Origin of the sequence: Flavobacterium sp. NG2 (assembly GCF_034119845.1) — a bacterium.
GTDB lineage: Bacteria > Bacteroidota > Bacteroidia > Flavobacteriales > Flavobacteriaceae > Flavobacterium.
In genome coordinates this window covers 3132613-3154208 of sequence record NZ_CP139420.1, presented here as the reverse complement: position 1 = coordinate 3154208, position 21596 = coordinate 3132613, and the positions used below count along the sequence as shown (strand labels likewise).

Sequence of the window (21596 nt, the reverse complement as noted above, 5' to 3'; positions counted from 1 at the left end):
TTTGATTTTCAGCAAATTAAATAAATTAGCTTCTGTCAAAATGAAAATTAAGGTTAAGAAAAAGATTCTAATATTAACTCAATATCAATATTTTCCTGTTGTTTTTTTAAAACTTAAACTTAAAAATTTAAAACTAAAATAGTACTTTTGTTCAAAACTAATTATAATGGCAGGAAATAGCTACGGCACACTATTTAGATTAACAACATTTGGAGAATCACACGGAGAAGCCTTAGGCGGAATTATAGATGGATGTCCATCAGGAATAACTTTAGATTTTGACGCTATTCAACTTGAAATGTCAAGAAGAAAACCAGGTCAATCAGCAATTGTAACCCAAAGAAAAGAACCAGACGATGTTCAGTTCCTATCAGGTATTTTTGAAGGTAAAACAACAGGAACACCTATTGGATTCATCATTCCAAATACCAATCAAAAATCAGACGATTATTCACATATTAAAGATAATTATAGACCAAGTCATGCTGACTATGTTTATGATCAAAAATATGGAGCTAGAGACTACCGTGGTGGTGGAAGAAGTTCAGCTCGTGAAACTGCTAGTAGAGTAGTAGCAGGTGCTGTTGCAAAACAAATGTTACCTGAGATTAAAATCAATGCTTATGTTTCTTCAGTAGGGCCAATCTATTTAGAAAAGCCATACCAAGATTTGGATTTTTCTAAAATCGAAAGTAATCCTGTACGTTGTCCTGATGAAGCTTTAGCTGCTCAAATGGAAGAATACATTCGTGAAATCCGCAAAGAAGGAGATACTGTTGGTGGTACTGTAACTTGTGTGATACAAAATGTGCCAATTGGATTAGGAGAACCTGTTTTTGATAAATTACATGCCGAATTAGGAAAAGCAATGCTTTCTATCAATGCAGTAAAAGGTTTTGAATTTGGAAGTGGTTTTTGTGGTTCTAAAATGAAAGGAAGCGAACACAATGATTTGTATAATCCAGATGGAACAACAAAAACGAATCTTTCAGGAGGAATCCAAGGGGGAATTAGCAACGGAATGGATATCTATTTCAGAGTTGCTTTTAAGCCAGTGGCAACTATTATGAAAAAACAAGAATCATTAGATAATAAAGGAAATATCACTGAAATGACAGGAAAAGGACGTCATGATCCTTGTGTCGTTCCTCGTGCAGTGCCTATTGTTGAAGCAATGGCAGCGATAGTTTTAGCCGATTTTTATTTAATCAATAAAACATATAAATAATTTAGACTTGGTTTAAAAACGTTTATAGCTTATTTTTGAAAGGTGTAGCACTAGTTTTTTAGAAAATTATGCGCACCTTTTTCTTTTATATCAAATTTAAATAGTAATCAGAATGATAAAAAAAATGGCTTTGCATTGGAAAATCTTAATCGGTATGATTCTAGGATTGCTTTTTGGTTTGATGATGAAAAATTTAGAACAAAAAGGAATTGTCGTCGATTGGATAAAACCTTTTGGAACTATTTTTATCAATTTACTAAAAATGATTGCTGTTCCTTTAATCGTTGTTTCTTTGATAGTAGGACTGGCTGATTTAAAGGATATTTCAAAGTTATCTAAACTAGGAGGAAGAACAGTCGTATTTTATTTGTGTACCACTGTTATTGCAGTATGTTTGGGATTAGTCTTGGCTAATGTGATAAAACCAGGGAGCTATATTAATGATGATTCACGAAAAAGTCTAATTGAAAACTTCTCGGCTGATGCTTCCCAAAAAATTGAATTAGCAGATGAGACAAAAAACAACGGACCTTTACAGCCAATTGTTGATATCGTTCCAGATAATTTTTTTTATGCTTTATCTGATAATGGGAGTATGCTTCAGGTAATCTTTTTTGTTATTCTAATCGGAATTGGATTGATTTTAATCGAAGAAGAAAAAGCCAAACCTGTTGTTGATTTTTTCAAAGGTATGAATGATGTGATTCTAAAAATTATTGATATTATAATGTTGTTTTCTCCTTATGGAGTTTTTGCTTTGATTGCAGCATTAATGGTCGAAATCCCTGATTTTTCAACATTAGGGGCTTTAGGGATTTATGGACTTACCGTCTTGATAGGATTAATGTTAATGGTGTTTATTTTATATCCGACTATATTGATGATTTTTGCAAAAATAAATCCTATTACATTTTTTAAAGCGATTGCACCCGCTCAATTATTAGCTTTTTCAACAAGTTCTAGTGCAGCTACTTTGCCTGTAACAATGGAATGTGTTACCGAGAATTTAGGTGTTGATGAGGAAGTTGCAAGTTTTGTTTTGCCTTTGGGGGCAACTGTAAATATGGATGGAACAAGTTTGTATCAAGCGGTAGCTGCCATTTTTATTGCACAAGCAATGTTGCCTTATCCTTTGGATATGCATACGCAGTTGATGATTGTAGTAACTGCAACTTTAGCTTCGATAGGTTCGGCAGCTGTACCAAGTGCAGGCATGGTGATGCTTGTAATTGTACTTGGGCAAGCCGGAATTCCAGAGGCAGGATTAGCACTTATCTTTGCTATTGACAGACCGCTTGATATGTGTAGAACGGTAGTGAATATTACGAGTGATGCTACTGTTGCGACCATCGTGGCTAAATCTGTTGGTAAAATAAATCATATAAAAAGTTGATTTTTATATTAAATAAGGAACGAAATCATTTTTAATGTATATTTGATGAATAGCAGTGATTTATGTTTCAACTAAGAACTTTAATTTGTGTTTTTTTCTCCTGGTCTGCTTATTGCAGTGTCAATGATACTATAGAAGGTATACCATCCAGAAAAGATATTCTAAAATTAGCGAATGAAGCCTCAAACTTACTTCATGAATCTAATTTTGAAAAATCGTTTGCTACTTCCCGATTAGCGTTGCATTATGCATTAGCCTTAAAAGATAATTATCTAATAGCCAAATCGTACAATACTATTGGAGCTAATTATGAAGAATTGTCGGAATTTGATAAAGCCATTTTATATTATAAGAAAGGATTGGAATTTGCTAATTTGGCCGAGAATGATACTGTCAAAAATTGGATAAACAATAATTTGGGAAACATTTATTGTTTTGAAAAAAAGAATCATAAAGTTGGAATTCCATTTTTAAATCAGTCTTTATTATTTAATGAAAAAAGTAAAGACACCACTAAAATTGTGTATACTAAATCAAATATAGCTTGGGCTTATTTTGATATTAATCAGTTTGAAAAAGGGAAACCCTATTTGGATTTTGTCAATAAATACAGTTTAAAGTATGGGCACGAATCTGATTTAGTTATTTTGAATATGCTAAATGGCATGTATCAGGGGCACATTAAAGATTATTCTAAAGCTGATTTATACTTTTTGAAAGCTATTGAAATTGGTCAAAAGACTAATAACGGAGTAGATTTGGCAACTTCATATTTGGAATATTCGAATCACTTATTCAAAATAGAAGATTTTAAGAAAGCCTATTTGTATTTAGTCAAGTACAATCAATTAATAAAAGAAATTAATAATTCACAGAATATCAAAAGAGCAAAATTAGTTGGTATTAATATTGAATTAGATGAGTATAAAAGAAAAGTAGGCACTATTACAGCCGAAAACAGTTTGCAATATCAAAATTTAAAAAAATCTAAAGTAATTGTAGTACTTTTTATAATTGTTCTTTGTGTATTATTGTTGCAAATGTACACTTTGTATAAAAATTATCTATTTAAGAAAAAAGTGAACTTGGATTTAACCCTTGCAAATGCTGAGCTAATTGTCGCTAAAGAGAAAGCAATAGAAGCTTCTATGTTGAAATCTCAATTTGTATCTACTATTAGTCATGAACTGCGAACTCCTTTATATGGAGTTGTAGGCATAACAAATATGCTGTTGGAAGAACATAAGGAATTAGAAAACAGCCCTCATCTGAATTCCTTGAAATTTTCGGCAAGGTATTTATTGTCGTTGATAAATGATGTTTTACAAATCAATAAAATTGAAGAAAATCGAATTGTTCTAGAAGATTTAACGTTCAATATTTCAGACGAAATTGAAATGATAGTTAATTCACTATCATTTATTGGAAAAAATCACAACAATACTATTGAAATTAAATTGGATGATGAAATTCCTGAATTTTTGATTGGAGATAAGTTACGTTTTTCACAAATACTAATCAATTTGATTAGTAATGCTTTAAAGTTTACAAAGGATGGTACAGTTACTGTTTTTGCAAAATTAATAAAAACAGAAGGCATTAAATATTATATTGAATTCAAAATTAAAGACACAGGTGTCGGTATTGATAAGGAAGATCAAAATAAAATATTTGATAAATTCACTCAAGTAGGTAGGAAAGAAATTGATTACCAAGGTACTGGATTAGGTTTGCCTATTGTAAAGAAATTACTAGAACTATTTGGTAGTACTATTACAATTGATAGTAAATTAGGTGAAGGCTCTACTTTTACATTTACAATTGCATTTGATTCTGATTTAAAAAAGACAAATGAAATCATCAATAATATGGAAGTTGATTTGTCATCAGGTCAAGTTTTTACCGTTTTGATTGTTGATGATAATATCATAAACTGTATGGTTACTCAAAAAATTATTGAAAAAAGAAACTATAAATGCATTGTTGTGAATTCAGGTAAAGAAGCCATTAAAAGATTAGAAAACGCTTCTTTTGATGTTGTTTTAATGGATATAAATATGCCTGAAATGAATGGTTTTGAAGCTTCAAAAATAATTCGATCTATGGGAATAGTAACTCCTATAATTGCACTTACCGCTTTTAATAAAGAAGAAGTTATAGAAGAAGCACTGTCTGCAGGTATGAATGATATAATTGTAAAGCCTTTTGAATCTTATGTCTTATTTAAAACCATCAATCAATTAATTTATAAGGATTCTGAACCTCTAAATGTGTAATTATTTCAATTAAATTACATTAAGCTGTTTTTACTTCAAACACTTTTATAAGTCTAAACAAAACATGATTTTTATCATTAATCAATACTATAAACAATAGTAAATTTGATGAACTGAGTGTTCTAAAAAAAACATTTTTCATATTTGATTATCTTAATGGTAAGAAGCGTTTTTTTTTGAGTCTTTTTTTGTAATATTATTGTAAAATTCATTTGTAATGAGAAAAATAAAATTTCGAAAAGTAAGAAGAACGCAGTCAAACCCATTAGAATATACAGGTAGGCATAAGCAATTTGAATCTCAAATGCAGTTGTTTATTTATGATGATACAATGGTTAAAGAAGATCGTGAATATTCAATTGAAAATTTTAATGAAATTGAAAACTCTAAGAATAAATGGCTTAATCTTCATGGTTTAAATAACATTGAATTGATTGAAAAAATTGGTTCATTTTTTATGATAGACCAATTTATACTTTCGGATATTTTAAATACGACCCGAAGAACAAAAGTAGAGCAGTATTCCAATATTTTATTTTTTAATATTAAGTCTTTACTTCCAACCGAGGATTCTGAAAATATTAACGTTGAGCAAATTAGCTTTTTAATCAAAGAAGGAATTTTGATTTCATTTCAAGAAAAAAGAAGTGATTTTTTTACCCATATTAGAGAGCGAATACGAACACATACGGGGGTTGTTCGCTCTAAAAAAGTAGATTATTTACTTTGTTTATTGTTGGATGCTATTATGGAAAACTTTTATATTACAATAGAGAATGAGGAAGATAAGGTCGAAAAATTAATTGTGCTTTCAAAAACAAGTTCCAAGCCTGAAATCTTGATTAAGATTGAAAAACATAGGGAAAATTTTAATTTCTTAAAAAGATCCATTATCCCCTTGAGAGATTCATTATTAGCAATAAAAAGTTTAAAAGAAGATGATAATTTTAAAATAATAGAATCCGAGACTTATATCTATTTTTCTAAACTGTATCAAAAAAGTTTGGAACTTTTAGAGCAAATTGAATCAGATATGGGGACTTTAGAAAGTGCTTCCAATTTCTTTTTTTCGTCACAAGGTCATAAGATGAATGAAATAATGAAAACATTGACAGTGATATCGGCAATATTTATTCCATTGACATTTATTGTTGGTGTTTATGGGATGAATTTTGAAAATATGCCTGAGTTAAAATATGAAAACGGTTATTATACCGTCATGGCAATAATGTTACTAATAGGAATTTTGATGGTGCTGTATTTTAAAAAAAGAAAATGGTTTTAAGATAGATTTAGAGATAAAGTCTAAACTCCATTTTTACCACAAATTTTACTAATTCTCAGAAAATAATTTGCCCTAATATATGTATTTTGTAACATCAAAATAAACATTATTAACTTATTTAAGTTGATTCAAAAAGTAAAGATTAGGAATTCCAAAAAGATGAATAAAATAATATAAATAATGAATAAAGCCATATACATAGCAACAAGTGAACCTAATAGTGGTAAGTCAATTGTTACACTAGGTTTAATGAGTATGCTGATAGGAAAGACTGCAAAAGTGGGTTACTTTAGACCTATTATAGAGGATTTCGAAGAGGGAAAGATGGATAACCATATTGAAACGGTTATTTCGTATTTTAACCTAGATATTGATTTTCAAGATGCCTTTGCTATCACGAAAAGTAAACTAATAAAGAAGAAAAACAGAGGACAAATAGGAGAAGTACTCGATTTGATTATTGAAAAATTCAAAAGGCTTGAAGAACAATATGATTTCGTATTAGTAGAAGGAACTAGCTTCAGTGGTGAAGGGACTGTTATCGAATTGGATATGAACGTTCTTATTGCTAAAAATCTAGGGATTCCAGCTGTGATTGTTAGCTCTGGTGTAGGGAAAACTCTGGATGAATTTGTTGATAGTTTGTATTTGACCTATGATACTTTCAAAGTAAAAGATGTAGATATATTAGCTGTAATAGGTAATAAAGTCCAGTTTGAAAATTTAGCATTAGCAATTAATGGTTTAAAAGCCAGTCTTCCCGAGAGTGTGTTGGTTAATGCTATACCATTGATTCCAAGTTTAAAAAATCCAACTATAAAAGAAATAATTGAGGTTTTGGATGCTAAAGTAGTATTTGGTAATGAATATTTAAATAACGAAGTAGGGAATTTTAGTGTAGGAGCTATGCAGTTGCGTAACTATTTGTTACACCTAAAGGAGCATTCGTTAGTTATCACTCCTGGTGATAGAGCTGATATTATTCTTGGCGCTTTACAGGCTAATGAATCCGTTAATTATCCATCAGTTTCAGGAATTATATTGACAGGCGGTATTTTGCCAGAAGACAGTATTTTGAAATTAATTGAAGGATTAACTACAGTTGTACCAATTATTTCGGTTGACAAAGGTACTTATATGATTACTAACGAAATAGGAAATATAAAATCTAAAATATATGCGGATAACAGTCAGAAGATTGAAACATCAATAGCAACGTTTGAAAAGTTTGTTGATATTGATTCTTTGGCAAACAAATTAAGCGCCTTCGAGGTTGAAGGTATGACACCTAAAATGTTTCAATATAATTTGGTTAAACGTGCCAAAATGCATCGAAAACATATTGTGTTACCTGAAGGGACTGATGAACGTATTATAATTGCAGCATCAAGGTTGTTGGCAATAGATGTTGTTGATATTTCAATTATTGGAAATAAAAAACAAATTGAAAACAAAGTCAATGAACTGGGAATTGCTTTTGATTTTTCAAAAATCGAAATCATCAACCCCATAGAATCTCCATATTATGAAGATTATGTAAACACCTATTATGAGTTAAGAAAAGCAAAAAATGTCACAGAGCGTATGGCCAAAGATTTGATGGAAGACGTATCATACTTTGGAACAATGATGGTATACAAAGGTCATGCTGACGGAATGGTTTCAGGAGCAGCTCATACAACGCAACATACTATTTTACCCGCTTTACAATTTATCAAAACTAAACCTAATTCTTCGGTCGTTTCTTCTGTATTTTTTATGTGCCTTGAAGATCGAGTTTCTATCTTTGGTGACTGCGCTATAAATCCAAATCCTACAGCTGAACAATTAGCAGAAATTGCTATTTCATCTGCAGATACTAGTTTAGCATTTGGGATCGAACCGAAAGTTGCTATGCTTTCGTATTCATCAGGTTCATCAGGTAAAGGAGACGAGGTGGATAAAGTTCGTAAGGCAACAGAAATTGTCCGTCAAAAACGACCAGATTTAAAAATTGAAGGCCCTATTCAATATGATGCTGCAGTTGATAAGATTGTTGGAAAAAGTAAAATGCCTGAATCTGAAGTTGCGGGTCAAGCAAGTGTTTTGATTTTTCCTGATTTGAATACTGGAAACAATACCTACAAAGCTGTTCAGAGAGAAACAGGAGCCTTAGCAATTGGTCCAATGTTACAAGGATTAAATAAGCCCGTAAATGATTTAAGTCGTGGTTGTACCGTTGATGATATAATTAATACGGTTGTGATTACAGCCATTCAGGCGCAGGGATTGTAGATAGGGAGTTATAAGAGAAGAGTAAATAGTTCAATGCAATTTGCGACTAGTTTTAAGAAAAATAATCTTTGCGACTTAGCGCCTTTGCTGTAAATAAAATATAAATGAAAATAGTCATAATCAATTCAGGGAGTTCATCTATCAAATACCAATTAATCACCATGCCAGAAAGGACAGTTGTTTGTTCTGGAATGATTGATAGAATAGGATTAGAGACATCTAATTTTAGTTATAAAACAGAAAAAAATACGATTGATGAAGTTTTGCCCATTGCTGATCACAAAGTAGGATTGGAAAAAATTGCTCAATTATTATTGGATAAAAATGTAGGAGTAATCAAAAGCAAATCTGAAATTGATGCGGTAGGTCATCGTGTCGTACATGGAGGCGCTTTCTTTTCTGAAACAGTAGAAATCACATCAGAAGTTAAAGAACGTATAAAAGAGTTATTTGAATTGGCTCCTTTGCATAATCCGTCACATTATGTAGGGATTGAAGTGTCTGAAGAAATATTTTCAACGGCAAAACAAGTAGCAGTTTTCGACACCGCTTTTCATCAAACCATTCCAGTTGTGGCCTATAAATATGCCATTCCGAATAAGTTATTAGAGGAAAATAAAATCAGGTTATATGGCTTTCATGGAACTAGTCATAAATATGTTTCAGAGCAGGCTATTCGGTATTTGGACCAACATTCAAAAATAATAGCCATTCACTTGGGTAATGGTTGTAGTATGACAGCTATCAAAGATGGAAAAAGTATCGACCATACTATGGGGTTTGCTCCCTCAAGTGGTTTGATTATGGGAACACGTAGTGGCGATATAGACCAATCGGTTATTTTTTATATGATTAATACTTTAGGTTATAGTCCCAATGAGGTTAATGATATGTTGCTCAAACAAAGTGGGATGCTCGGACTTACAGGTTTTAGTGATTTAAGAGATATTGAAGAAGCAGCTTCAAAAGGGGATAAATCATGCCAGTTAGCATTAGATATGAATGTCTATCGAATTAAGAAATATATTGGTTCTTATGTTGCTGCTTTAAACGGATTAGATGCAATAATTTTCACTGCAGGAATTGGGGAGAATTCGTCTTATATTCGAAAATCAGTTTGTACAGATATGGAATATTTTGGAATTCAATTGGATGTAAATAAAAACGAAATGCGTTCAAAAGAAATTAGAGAAATAAATACCAACGATTCTAAAACGAAAATTTTAGTAATTCCAACAAACGAAGAACTAGAAATAGCCAATCAGGTATATAGTTTGGTATTGAAAGTTTAATAGCTACCAAATTATTTTTATAAAGGGGCATTTGATTTTTTAATTAAGTGCCTCATTATTTATTAATAATATAATCGAAAATCGAGTAGCTTACAAAGTGCATAATGTTTTTTGAATAAATCTTCCACAATAACCTTGACATCGGTTTCATCTTGAAATAAGCTAAAGAATGCTTTGTCAAGATTGTCACTAGAAAATTGAAAAGATGCCAATCCATAACCTGAAACAGCTTTTGCTCCAGTAACGTCCAAAAAATATTGTGCTTCTTCTTCGTCTAAGTCTAATGGTTTTTTATTAGCAAAATGAACAATTTTACCTTTTAGTTTTCCCTCAAAAAGTTCGGCAATTTCTTCAAAACTATAGAAGTAATTATTAATGCAAATATTGTTTGCTTCTCCAGAAATAACTAGGTAAATGATTTCATAATCTGTAAAATTATGATCGTCATAAAGTAAAGTACTTAAACTTTCTTCAAAACCTTCAATAGTATCACAATTTTTATAGATAGACGCTATTCCTTGTTCAAACGCAAGTAATTCTAGATTTTTGAATACCTCTGTAGTGTCGATTATTTCTGTATCAGGAACAGCTTCGAGACAGAAAATAAATTTATCCTGATTCATTGTCTTTTTTTGGGAGGTGATTTATTGCATACAAAAGTAAAATTTTAAACTAGATAATTATTCCTCATCATCCTCAAAAAAATCATTTATATCAAAATCAGAATCAATATCCCATTCATTTTCGGTAGGAGGAATAGCACCGGGAGGGTTGAATAAGCCCCATTCATCCCAAATATGATTAGTAGTGTCAAAACTTTCTACCCATTCAATAAATAAAGTTCGAAATACATCTAGCTCTTCACGGACTAGTTTGATGTATTCAAGCTCTTTATAATTTTTATGCATTCTTAAACTCCCTACTTGAGTATACAAATGCATGGCATGTTCTCGAATTATTGCTGCATTTTGCATCCTAATACTATACAAATCTCCACCTTCGGCTCCTGCTATTTTGGCAGATAGCATCATGGCGTCTTCACGCATAAAATGTTTGGTGTCCTGTATAAAATCATCATCTTCTGGAAGAGAAGCGAGCAAACTCTCAACTAATTGATAGATTAATTTTGCTTTTTTATATATTGGTAAATTTGATGTATTGTCAAAATGGGACATATTATAAAATGGTTTAGTGATAGAATCTAAAAGGTATTATACTAGTCTTACTTAGTTCATACCAGGAGATTCAGGAATTTTAATATTTATTTTTTTCTTTTTAACGATTAACAAATATAAAGCTAGTCCACTTAAAATGACTAATAATCCGATTTCGAGTTCCCCCAATAAAGTATTACCCGCATACAGTTTATTAGAGTGAGCTAATTTTGATTTACCTTCTTTAATTTGGATTTGAGACAATTTCTCTAAGATAAACAATGCGCTTTCTGTTTGTATATTTACTTGAAACCAATTGGATTGATCCGATTCATGTTTTATGTCAGTGCATGTTCGTAGCAAAGAATAAAAGTGATTTTTTTCCTTTGGAGTTAGAACTGTTTTTAAATATAAAAGATCAATATTTTGAATCTGTTTTATAGAGGTGTTAATTAGTTCTTTTTTTTGACTATTACTGAGTTCTGTCTCTTTGGCAATTGCTTTAACAGTATGGAATTCATTGGTATATTGAAAAATATAAGTAGCAACAACTAATCGGTCATTATAAATGGCATTGATATTTTCATTGGTCTTTTTTGAATTTTGTAGGGTATTGAAATTGCTCAACAGGATGATAAGCATGGCAATAAGTAGAACAAAGGCAGCTTTAGTTTTGTTGTTATACTTTTTTAAAAAATTCATAATTAAAACTTTTAGAACAATGCAATATAGTTCTTTAAGATTGATTTGTGAAGTAGATAGGAATAAAAAAACCTACTCAGCGTAAATAACAGAGTAGGTTTTAAATGTTTATTAAAAAGGTTAGAAGCTTATTTATTGTACCCTTTTCTCTTCAAAATATCAGATGCCGTTTGATAGTAAGCAATGGTTTCGGTTACCAATTCCTTTCTTAGAGTTGCCAATGGCTTTTGGTTATAGTAAATTTGACAATCGCTTGCAACACCTTCTTTTGGCTTTAATTCTAATGCAAATTGCTTTACTTGTTGTTTAGGTGAAATAATAGTCAATACATTGTCTTTTAACAAACCTAAGTCTTGGTAAGTAGCAATTAATGCTCTTGGTTTGTAATTTGGTTTCATTACATCTTGCCCGAAAAATTTAGATTGGTAATTGAAGTTCAATAATCCAAATAAAGTAGGCATAATGTCAATTTGGGACATTAATTGTGTGTAATGTTTGGGTTCTACAAATCCTGGAGCATATATCATAGCAGGAATATGGTATTTATCAACTGGTAGTTCCGTTTTTCCAGCACTCGATGCACAATGGTCGGAAATAATTACAAAAACGGTATTCTTAAACCAAGGTTGTTTTTGAGCTTTTGTAAAGAATTTATTTAGTGCGTAATCCGTGTATTTTACCCCGCCTTCTCTTGATTTTGCATCCCCAGGAATATCAATTTTCCCATTAGGATAGGTAAACGGACGGTGGTTACTTACGGTCATCCAATGATTAAAGAATGGTTTTCCTGTTTGTGCTTCGGCATTCATTGTTTGGATGGCTTTATTGACCATATCTTCATCACAAACACCCCAAACATTTGAAAATGTAATTTCTTCAGGTGCAAATGTTTTTTTATCTACAATATCATAGCCGTTTCCAGAAAAGAAATCTTCCATATTATCGAAAAAAGCATCTCCTCCGTAAAGATATTTAACTTGATATCCTTTTTGATGAAAGACACTTCCTGTTGTGAACTTATTTTTGTTGTCTTCACGTTTTACAACACTTTCACCTGCAGTAGGAGGTAAGCATAAAGTTACTGCTTCTAAACCACGAACGGTTCTGTTTCCTGATGCGTATAAATTGGTAAACAACAAACTTTTGGTTGCTAAACTATCTAAGAAAGGAGTAATGTTCTGTTCGTTACCATACATTTTCATAAAATCAGCACTATAACTCTCAATCGTAATTAATACTACATTTTTGTGAATTTCTACACTGTCAGAATGTATCGTTCTTGTAGAAGAAAACGGTTTTAAATTATGTATTTGATTATTTAATAAAGCGTATGCTTCTTGTTTAGGTACTGTTTTGTAGAACTTAAAATAGTCTAATTCACTATTCATAAAAGCTAAATAAAAACGGTAAATACCATTGGCTTGTAATTCATTGGTAAATACATTTGGAGAGTTTTCGGCCGTAGCCAATTTAGGAACAGCCCATAAGGCAAGTCCGAACAACGAAAAATAAACCACAGACAATTGTATTTTTTCAAAAACAGAAGGGATCTTTTCAATATAAATTTTTGATTTTTTAATAATGAAAAAAGTGATAGTTCCTGCAACAATAAATAAAGTTCCAAAAATGGGAACTACAGGATATGATTCCATTATATTACCAATCACCTCATTAGTGTAAACTAAATAATTTACAGCAATAAAATTATATTTCACTCCAAATTCATTCCAGAAAAAGTACTCGCTAATAGCATTTTGAAGAATTAATACAACATATAAGAACATTACAAAAGCAAATAACCAATACCTGATTTTGTCTCGTTTTGTAGGCAAAAAAAGTAACAACCCAAAAAGGAATGTTTTAATTCCAACAAAAGCCAATCCTATTTCGGGTAAGGCACCGCCGTATTCTGTTAAAATTGATTTTCCTGAAAAAATATATAACAATAGTGCTATTAGTATTCCAAAATGAATATAACCATAAGGTTTTAAATACTTTGAGTTAGATATAAATATGAGGTATAACCATAAAAATCCACTCGCTAGAATAAAAACTAAGATGTCTGATATCAAGCCAATTGAAAAAATAGACAAGGTGTCAATGAAAGAAAAAGAAGATTGTGTGATTGGGTGAAAAAGAAGAATTATTCTCAAAACAATACTTACTGAGATGTAAAAAAGTGTAAGCGAATAAAAAGGGGCTAATTTTTTTAAAAAAGACATATTGTTATTTTTTTTGTAAAAGTAGAAAAAACTAAATGATGTAGTTAATATTATCTTATAGATTGATATTTTTTTGGGAATTCAAACGAGAAAATCTATTTTTGAAGAAAATTTATAAATAAAATACTTACTATGAACGACGCACATTTACACTTGATGGTAAATCATTTTCCTATTTTAGGATTGATATTTGGTTTCGGAATTTTAATCTCGGGATTGATTTTCAGAAATAACGGTATTAAAAACACGGCTTATTCTTTGTTTGTAGTAGCAGCTATCTTCGCCTTTTTTAGTATGGCAACAGGAGAAGGTGCAGAAGAATTGGTTGAAGACATGCCAAATATTGGACATCATATTATTCATGAACATGAAGAATACGCTGAAAAATTGGCATTAATTCTTTACGCTTTAGGTGCGTTGTCAATTTATGGTTTCTATTTGAATGTAAAAACACATGCAAAAGCTAGGCTAGTTTCGGTAATCATCTTAGTAATTGCTGCAATCGGATTGATATTTGCTTTGAAAACAGGAACTTCAGGAGGAGAAGTAAGACATACAGAAATTAGAGAAAATACAGTGGAGTTAATTCCTGTTGAAACTCCAGATTGAGATTAATTTTAGGTTTGGTTGTTTTTAAATATATAAGTCATTTGAGTTTTTCGGTTTTTAACCATTTAAGAAAAGAAAGAGTATTTAAGAAGCGACTCGTCCTTCAGTTGAAGTTAAAATCAGTGTAGATTTATCTAATTTCTTCAATCTGTGTTCCTGAATTGTTTTAACTGTAATGATTCGTGAATTTATGGCAACCTTTTTTTATTTTAAAATGAAATAAAAATTGCTTGTATTTAAAATAAAAAGTATATTTGCAATCGAAAATAAAAGATAGTTCAATTTTACAAAATATGTTATCAAATCAAGTACATCATCATCATTCTCACAATTGCTCTCAAGCGATGTGTTAATGGTATGCATGTAAATCATCATATTAATAAACCCGTTTGAGTACATCAAACGGGTTTTTCATTGTGTGTTAAGTCCTTTGTACTCAGGCACATTCCATAAAATATAAAAAAACAAAACAATGAGTACTTTAAAAATTGCAATTCAAAAATCAGGTAGATTAAACGAAGATAGTATTCAAATCCTTAAAGATGCAGGGATTTCTATCAACAATGGTATTGATCAGTTAAAGGCTGAAGCATCCAATTTTCCATTGGAAGTTTTGTATTTAAGAAACTCCGATATTCCTCAATATTTGATTGATGGAGTAGTAGATATCGCTATTGTTGGTGATAATTTATTGGTTGAAAAAGGAAAGAATATTGAAGTAATTCAAAAATTAGGTTTTTCTAAATGCAAAGTTTCGATTGCAGTGCCTAAAGCTTTTAAATACAATTCAATTCAAGATTTGGATGGTTTGCGTGTTGCAACTTCTTATCCAAATACTGTTATTGATTTTTGTAATTCAAAAGGAGTAACGGTTGATATTCACCAAATTTCGGGTTCAGTTGAAATTGCTCCCAATATTGGTCTTGCTGATGCAATCGTAGATATCGTTTCAAGTGGAAGTACCTTGTTTAAAAATAATTTGAAAGAAGTAGAAGTAATTTTCAAAAGTGAAGCTGTTTTAGCGGTTTCTCCAAAAGTTTCTCCAGAATCTCAAAAAATCATTGATACACTAAAATTCAGAATCGAATCAGTTTTAAGAGCACGTAAATCAAAGTACATTTTGATGAATGTACCTAACGATAAAATTGAAGCAGTAAGTAATATTCTTCCAGTATTGAAAAGTGCTACAGTTATGCCATTAGCACAAGAAGGTTGGAGTAGTGTGCACACCGTAATTGATAAAGATACTTTCTGGGAAGTAATCGATCAATTGAAAGAAGCAGGTGCTGAAGGAATTTTGGTTTGCCCAATTGAGAAAATGGTACTTTAAATTTTAAAAGTTCAATTTTAAAATTCCAAATTCCAATCTTCATAACTTGGAATGTGGCATTTAAAAAATTGGAATTTATTTAACTCAATACAAAATGAACAAGATATACAATCCAACACCCGACTCTTGGACATCTATTTTAGAAAGGCCAACGAAAACGGTTAACGATATCGAAGGAACAGTAAAAGAAATTTTTGCTGCTGTTCAAAAAGACGGAGATTTGGCTGTAGCCAAATATACCACGCAATTTGACGGTGTGAGTTTTGAGAACATCGAAGTAACGACTGCTGAAATTGAAACAGCAGTTGCAAGTTTGCCGAATGATTTGAAAGAAGCAATTGCTTTGGCAAAAGCCAATGTAGAAAGCTTTCACCAAGCCCAAAAAACAACACGTATTTCTGTAGAAACTGCCGAAGGGGTGCAGTGCTGGCAAGAAAAAAGACCAATTCAAAAAGTAGGTTTGTACATTCCTGGTGGAACAGCGCCTTTGTTTTCGACAGTATTAATGTTGGCTGTTCCTGCTAAAATAGCGGGTTGCAGCGAAATTGTATTGTGTTCACCTCCTGATAAAAACGGAAATATCAATCCTGCGATTTTATATGCTGCCAATTTGTGTGGGGTGACTAAAATCATCAAAGTAGGTGGAATCCAAGCGATTGCCGGAATGACATTTGGTACACAAGCGATTCCAAAAGTCTATAAAATTTTCGGACCTGGAAATCAATATGTAACGGTAGCGAAACAATTAGCAACGCAATTTGGAGTGGCGATTGATATGCCTGCTGGACCATCGGAGTTATTGGTAGTGGCTGATGATACGGCTGTTCCTGCTTTTGTAGCTTCGGATTTGTTAAGTCAAGCGGAACACGGAACGGATAGTCAAGTGATTTTAGTTTCGACTTCTAAAGTGATGATGGATGCTGTGGAAAGCGAAATTCAAGCGCAATTAGAAGTGTTACCAAGAAAAGCGATTGCTGAAAAAGCGATTGCGAATTCGAAATTGATTTTTGTCGAAAACGATGCGATTGCTTTAGACTTAATCAATGAATATGGACCAGAACACTTTATTGTGTGTACGGCTGACAATGATTTTTATGTGGATGGAATCCAAAATGCTGGTTCGGTTTTTATAGGAAACTATACGCCCGAAAGTGCTGGAGATTATGCCTCAGGAACCAATCACACCTTGCCAACGAATGGTTATGCGAAGAACTATAGCGGTGTGAACTTAGATAGTTTTATGAAATCAATGACCTTCCAAAAAATCTCTGAAAAGGGAATTCAAAACATTGGGAAAGCAATAGAAATCATGGCAGAAGCCGAAGGCTTACAGGCACACAAAAATGCAGTTACATTACGTTTAAAAGCGATTGAAAATGAAAAATAATTTCGATATAAATAATTTAGTTCGTGCGAATGTTAAGGTGTTAAAGCCTTATTCTTCAGCGCGTGATGAGTTTGAGGATTTTGATACGGCTCAGATGGTGTTTTTGGATGCCAATGAAAATCCGTTTCAAAATGGAGTCAATCGTTATCCTGATCCACAGCAAACTTCTGTGAAAGTAGTCTTGGCGCAAAATAAAGGTTTGAATACCAATCAAATTCTGCTAGGTAACGGAAGTGATGAAGTATTGGATTTATTGTTCAGAGCGTTTTGTGAGCCTAAAGAAGACAATGTTATCAGTTTGCCACCAACTTATGGAATGTATGGTGTTTTGGCTAATATCAATAATGTAGAACACAAAGAAATCGTACTTTCTGAAAGTTTTCAACCACGAGTAGAAGCTATTTTAGAAGCGGTTACACCGAATACGAAAATCATTTTTTTGTGTTCGCCAAACAACCCAACCGGGAATTCGTTTACCGAAGAAAGTGTAACGACTATTTTAGAAAAATTCAATTGTTTTGTGGTGATTGATGAAGCCTACATTGATTTTTCAGACAAAGCGAGTTGGTTAGCTAAACTAGACCAATACCCTAATTTAATCATCACACAAACGCTTTCTAAAGCCTATGGTTTGGCAGGAATTCGTTTGGGGATTTGTTATGCTTCGGCTGATGTAATTGCGGTTTTGAATAAAATCAAACCACCGTATAACGTTAACGAACTAACGCAACAAAGAGCTTTAGAACGATTGAAAGATCAATCTAAAATTGATAACGAAATCACTTCTATTATAGCACAAAGAGAATCTTTACTTGAAGTATTAAATGAAGTATCTTTTGTAGAGAAAATTTATCCTTCTGAGGCTAATTTTATCTTAGCAAAAGTAGATGATGCCAATAAACGTTATGATGAATTGATTGCTAAAGGAATCGTGATTCGTAACAGAACTACGCAACCTTTATGTGAAAACTGTTTGCGTTTTACCATTGGAACGGAGGAAGAGAATAAGAAGTTGATGGAGGCTTTACAGTCTTAAATTTTAATACCCGACAGGTTTCAAAAACCTGTCGGGTATAATTAAAAAAACATGCATAATGAAAAAAGTACTTTTTATCGATCGTGATGGAACGATTGTTTTGGAACCAGAAGGATATCAATTAGACAGCTTGGAAAAATTAGAGTTTTATCCAAAAGCGTTTCAATATTTGGCTAAAATCGCTACCGAATTGGATTATGAACTAGCAATGGTGACTAATCAAGATGGATTAGGAACTGATTCTTTTCCAGAAGATACTTTTTGGCCTACACAAAATTTCATTTTGAGAGCGTTCCAAAACGAAGGAGTTTTGTTTGACGATATTTTTATCGACCGTTCGTTTCCTGAGGAAAATGCGCCTACACGTAAACCTAGAACTGGGATGTTGACTAAATATTTAGATAATCCAAACTACGATTTGGCGAACTCTTTTGTATTAGGAGATCGTTTGACTGATGTGGAATTAGCTAAGAATTTAGGTGCGAAAGCCATCTTTATGAACACGACCGATGGTGCTGGAAGCGACGAAATCAGTGCTAAAAGAGAAGAATTGGATGCTACAATCGCGTTACAATCTACCGATTGGAAACAAATCTATGAGTTCTTGAAATTAGAAGAACGCACGGCTTCAATTACCAGAAAAACACACGAAACAGATATTTACATCAAATTGAACCTTGACGGAACTGGAAAAAGCAATATCGATACTGGAATTGCCTTTTTTGACCATATGTTAGACCAAATTTCGCGTCATGGCCAAATGGACTTGGATATCAAAGTGAAAGGCGATTTGGAAGTGGACGAACACCATACGATTGAAGACACTGCAATTGCTTTGGGAGAGGTTTATGCTAAAGCACTCGGAAATAAGTTAGGAATTGAGCGTTACGGTTTCTGTTTACCAATGGACGATTGCTTGGCACAAGTAGCGATTGATTTTGGTGGGAGAAACTGGTTGATTTGGGAAACCGAATTCAAACGTGAAATGGTAGGAAAGATGCCAACAGAGATGTTTTTCCACTTTTTCAAATCATTTTCAGATGGTGCGAAAGCCAATATCAACATCAAAGCAGAAGGCGATAACGAACATCACAAAATTGAAGCTATCTTTAAAGCTTTTGCGAAAGCAATAAAAGTAGCGGTAAAACGTGATACGGAAAAAATGATTTTGCCTTCAACAAAAGGGATGTTGTAAAATTAAATTTTCTCGGATGTTTAGTTTTCATAATGTTATAAAAAAAATTATAAAATGAATCTAGAAAATTATCCAATTCTTGAAGCTTTTAAAAAACATAATTCAAATTTTAATAAATCACATTTTATTAAATTACCCGATGATTCCAATTTTGGTAATTTAACTTTAAGTATTCATCAAATTATAGTTAGAATTGATTGTGTAAATAATAAAATTATTGAATTATATAATGATTTTATAATAACAAAAAAAAAGATTGAAATATATGGATTTGCAGAAGGTTCACTTAGTGAAGGATATAAAGAATTAATGATAATTGAAGAGATTTTTTATTTTCTAAAGAAAACTACAGATGAGTTAATTTCGATGATATTTATATTAACTTATTTTAAAGCTGAAAATAAATTTCCTCCAAAAATTAAAATTAGTTCAATTGGAAATTTAATTTATGAACATAAAAAGGATAAAAAGCCATTAGGAGGTTTGTTTGATAGATATATTAATTTATTTGACACATTAAATAATGTACATAATGCTTATAAACATTCATTTATAAATTCTCAAATAAATGCATACAGAGGTGCTGAATATCCAGTTGCATTTGCTTATTATCTTGAACATAATGATTTGAAAAATAGTCCTGGTTTTTACACTATTGATATAAAAGTTTTTTTAAATGATTATGATGTGTTTTTAAAATACATAAAGAATCATATTATTATTAATTTTCAGATAGATTAAAAAAGGATATTATACAAGGTGTTAAAAACACTTTATTGAAACAAAAAACAATGAAAATAGTTATCATAAATTACGGAGCAGGAAACATTCAGAGCATAATGTTTGCCATCGAAAGATTAGGTTTTCATGCTGTTTTGAGTAATGATCCAGCCGAAATCAAAGCGGCCGACAAAGTGATTTTTCCAGGAGTGGGAGAGGCGAGTTACGCCATGAAAATGCTGAAAGAAAGCGGACTTGATGCTTTGATTCCAACATTAACTCAACCTGTTTTAGGAATTTGCTTAGGTATGCAATTAATGTGTAAACACACTCAAGAAGGAAACACTGATGGTTTAGGAATTTTTGATGTGGATGTGTTGAAATACACTCCAAAAGTAAAAGTGCCGCAAATGGGTTGGAACACGATTTACAATCTAAAATCTGGTTTATTTAAAGATATTGCTGAAAATGAATACATGTATTTAGTACACAGTTTTTATGCGCCACTTTGCAAAGAAACGATTGCTACCACTGATTATGAAGTGGAATATTCATCGGCTTTGGAAAATAAAAATTTCTTTGGAACGCAATTTCACCCTGAAAAAAGTGGTGATGTAGGCGAGCAAATCTTGAAAAACTTTTTACTACTAACTTCTAACTACTAATTTTATCATGAGAATCATACCAGCCATAGACATCATCGACGGAAAATGCGTGCGTTTATCCAAAGGAGATTACAATACTAAAATTATTTACAACGAAAACCCATTGGAAGTAGCCAAAGAATTCGAAGCACATGGAATCGAATATTTGCATTTAGTAGATTTAGATGGAGCGAAGTCAAGTAAGATTGTAAACCATAAAATATTGGAACAAATTGCAACTCAAACTAGTTTGAAAATTGATTTTGGTGGTGGTTTAAAAGCGGATTCCGATTTGAAAATTGCTTTTGAAAGTGGTGCAAACCAAATCACAGGTGGAAGTATAGCAGTGAAAAACCGTGCTATTTTTGAACAGTGGATTGCGAAATTTGGAGCCGATAAAATTATTTTAGGTGCTGATGCCAATAACGAAAAAGTAGCGGTTTCAGGTTGGTTGGAAGAATCAAACGAAGATTTAGTACCTTTTATTCAAAACTATCAGTCAAAAGGAATAGAATACGTAATTTGTACCGATATTGCTAAAGACGGAATGTTAGAAGGGCCAAGTTTTGATTTGTATTCTAAAATATTGAGTCAAGCCAAAGGATTAAAATTAATCGCTTCGGGTGGAATTTCAACTTTTGATGAATTACCAAAATTAGCTGAAATAGGTTGCGAAGGGACGATAATCGGGAAAGCGATTTATGAAGGAAGGATTTCGTTGAAACAATTGGAGAACTACATAATAGGATAATGGTTAGCAGAAACGTTGATCTGTAGAGATGCACTGCAGTGCATCTTTACTTTAGTACATTGTTAGTGAAGATGTTATCCAGAGATGAACTACAGTGC

Annotated in this window: 18 protein-coding genes; 14 read left to right on the top strand and 4 right to left on the bottom strand. The window is 31.9% G+C overall.

What is annotated here, in order from left to right:
- Nucleotides 1–166 precede the first annotated feature (166 nt).
- The 6 genes from aroC (at nt 167) to SLW70_RS12740 (ending at nt 9748) form a co-directional block, all read left to right on the top strand.
- Entirely contained in the window at nt 167–1228 is a 1062-nt protein-coding gene (gene aroC, locus SLW70_RS12765; RefSeq protein WP_320888838.1) for a chorismate synthase, read from the top strand.
- Between the two features lie 115 nt (nt 1229–1343).
- Nucleotides 1344–2621, top strand: coding sequence for a dicarboxylate/amino acid:cation symporter (locus SLW70_RS12760; RefSeq protein ID WP_320891796.1), 1278 nt, complete (start codon nt 1344–1346; stop codon nt 2619–2621).
- Between the two features lie 62 nt (nt 2622–2683).
- Complete coding sequence (locus tag SLW70_RS12755; protein ID WP_320888836.1) at nt 2684–4897, top strand: response regulator; 2214 nt, start codon at nt 2684–2686, stop codon at nt 4895–4897.
- A 217-nt stretch (nt 4898–5114) separates the two neighbouring features.
- Nucleotides 5115–6182: a magnesium/cobalt transporter CorA gene (corA, locus tag SLW70_RS12750; protein ID WP_320888834.1), complete on the top strand. Its 1068-nt coding sequence runs from the start codon at nt 5115–5117 to the stop codon at nt 6180–6182.
- Nucleotides 6183–6362: 180 nt separating this feature from the next.
- Nucleotides 6363–8456, top strand: a complete 2094-nt coding sequence (gene pta, locus SLW70_RS12745; protein ID WP_320888832.1) for a phosphate acetyltransferase — start codon at nt 6363–6365, stop codon at nt 8454–8456.
- Between the two features lie 104 nt (nt 8457–8560).
- On the top strand, nt 8561–9748 hold the full coding sequence (locus SLW70_RS12740) for an acetate kinase (protein WP_320888830.1): 1188 nt from the start codon (nt 8561–8563) through the stop codon (nt 9746–9748).
- A 62-nt stretch (nt 9749–9810) separates the two neighbouring features.
- On the opposite strand, the gene SLW70_RS12735 is transcribed toward SLW70_RS12740, so the two are convergent.
- The 4 genes from SLW70_RS12735 to SLW70_RS12720 all read right to left on the bottom strand — a co-directional run bounded on the left by SLW70_RS12735 (nt 9811) and on the right by SLW70_RS12720 (nt 13826).
- A complete protein-coding gene (locus SLW70_RS12735; RefSeq protein WP_320888828.1) occupies nt 9811–10371 on the bottom strand; it encodes a DUF6642 family protein in 561 nt (186 codons plus the stop codon).
- Nucleotides 10372–10428: 57 nt separating this feature from the next.
- A complete protein-coding gene (locus SLW70_RS12730; protein WP_320888826.1) occupies nt 10429–10923 on the bottom strand; it encodes a hypothetical protein in 495 nt (164 codons plus the stop codon).
- A gap of 51 nt (nt 10924–10974) precedes the next feature.
- Entirely contained in the window at nt 10975–11544 is a 570-nt protein-coding gene (locus SLW70_RS12725) for a hypothetical protein (RefSeq protein ID WP_320888824.1), read from the bottom strand.
- Nucleotides 11545–11732: 188 nt separating this feature from the next.
- Entirely contained in the window at nt 11733–13826 is a 2094-nt protein-coding gene (locus SLW70_RS12720; RefSeq protein WP_320888822.1) for an LTA synthase family protein, read from the bottom strand.
- Between the two features lie 132 nt (nt 13827–13958).
- Between SLW70_RS12720 and SLW70_RS12715 the strand changes: the two genes are divergently transcribed.
- From SLW70_RS12715 to hisA, 8 genes are all read left to right on the top strand, one after another.
- Nucleotides 13959–14435, top strand: coding sequence for a hypothetical protein (locus tag SLW70_RS12715; RefSeq protein ID WP_320888820.1), 477 nt, complete (start codon nt 13959–13961; stop codon nt 14433–14435).
- Nucleotides 14436–14907: 472 nt separating this feature from the next.
- Nucleotides 14908–15765, top strand: a complete 858-nt coding sequence (gene hisG, locus SLW70_RS12710) for an ATP phosphoribosyltransferase (RefSeq protein ID WP_320888818.1) — start codon at nt 14908–14910, stop codon at nt 15763–15765.
- A gap of 94 nt (nt 15766–15859) precedes the next feature.
- Nucleotides 15860–17152, top strand: a complete 1293-nt coding sequence (gene hisD / locus SLW70_RS12705; protein ID WP_320888816.1) for a histidinol dehydrogenase — start codon at nt 15860–15862, stop codon at nt 17150–17152.
- Nucleotides 17142–18188, top strand: a complete 1047-nt coding sequence (gene hisC / locus SLW70_RS12700) for a histidinol-phosphate transaminase (RefSeq protein WP_320888815.1) — start codon at nt 17142–17144, stop codon at nt 18186–18188. The genes hisD and hisC overlap by 11 nt, the downstream gene beginning before the upstream one ends.
- 58 nt (nt 18189–18246) lie before the next feature.
- Nucleotides 18247–19383, top strand: a complete 1137-nt coding sequence (gene hisB / locus SLW70_RS12695) for a bifunctional histidinol-phosphatase/imidazoleglycerol-phosphate dehydratase HisB (RefSeq protein WP_320888814.1) — start codon at nt 18247–18249, stop codon at nt 19381–19383.
- 54 nt (nt 19384–19437) lie between these two features.
- Nucleotides 19438–20124, top strand: coding sequence for a hypothetical protein (locus SLW70_RS12690; protein ID WP_320888813.1), 687 nt, complete (start codon nt 19438–19440; stop codon nt 20122–20124).
- 50 nt (nt 20125–20174) lie between these two features.
- A complete protein-coding gene (gene hisH, locus SLW70_RS12685; RefSeq protein ID WP_320888812.1) occupies nt 20175–20768 on the top strand; it encodes an imidazole glycerol phosphate synthase subunit HisH in 594 nt (197 codons plus the stop codon).
- A 7-nt stretch (nt 20769–20775) separates the two neighbouring features.
- Nucleotides 20776–21498 (top strand): 1-(5-phosphoribosyl)-5-[(5-phosphoribosylamino)methylideneamino]imidazole-4-carboxamide isomerase, encoded by a 723-nt coding sequence (hisA, locus tag SLW70_RS12680; RefSeq protein ID WP_320888811.1) that lies wholly within the window; start codon nt 20776–20778, stop codon nt 21496–21498.
- Nucleotides 21499–21596 lie beyond the last annotated feature (98 nt).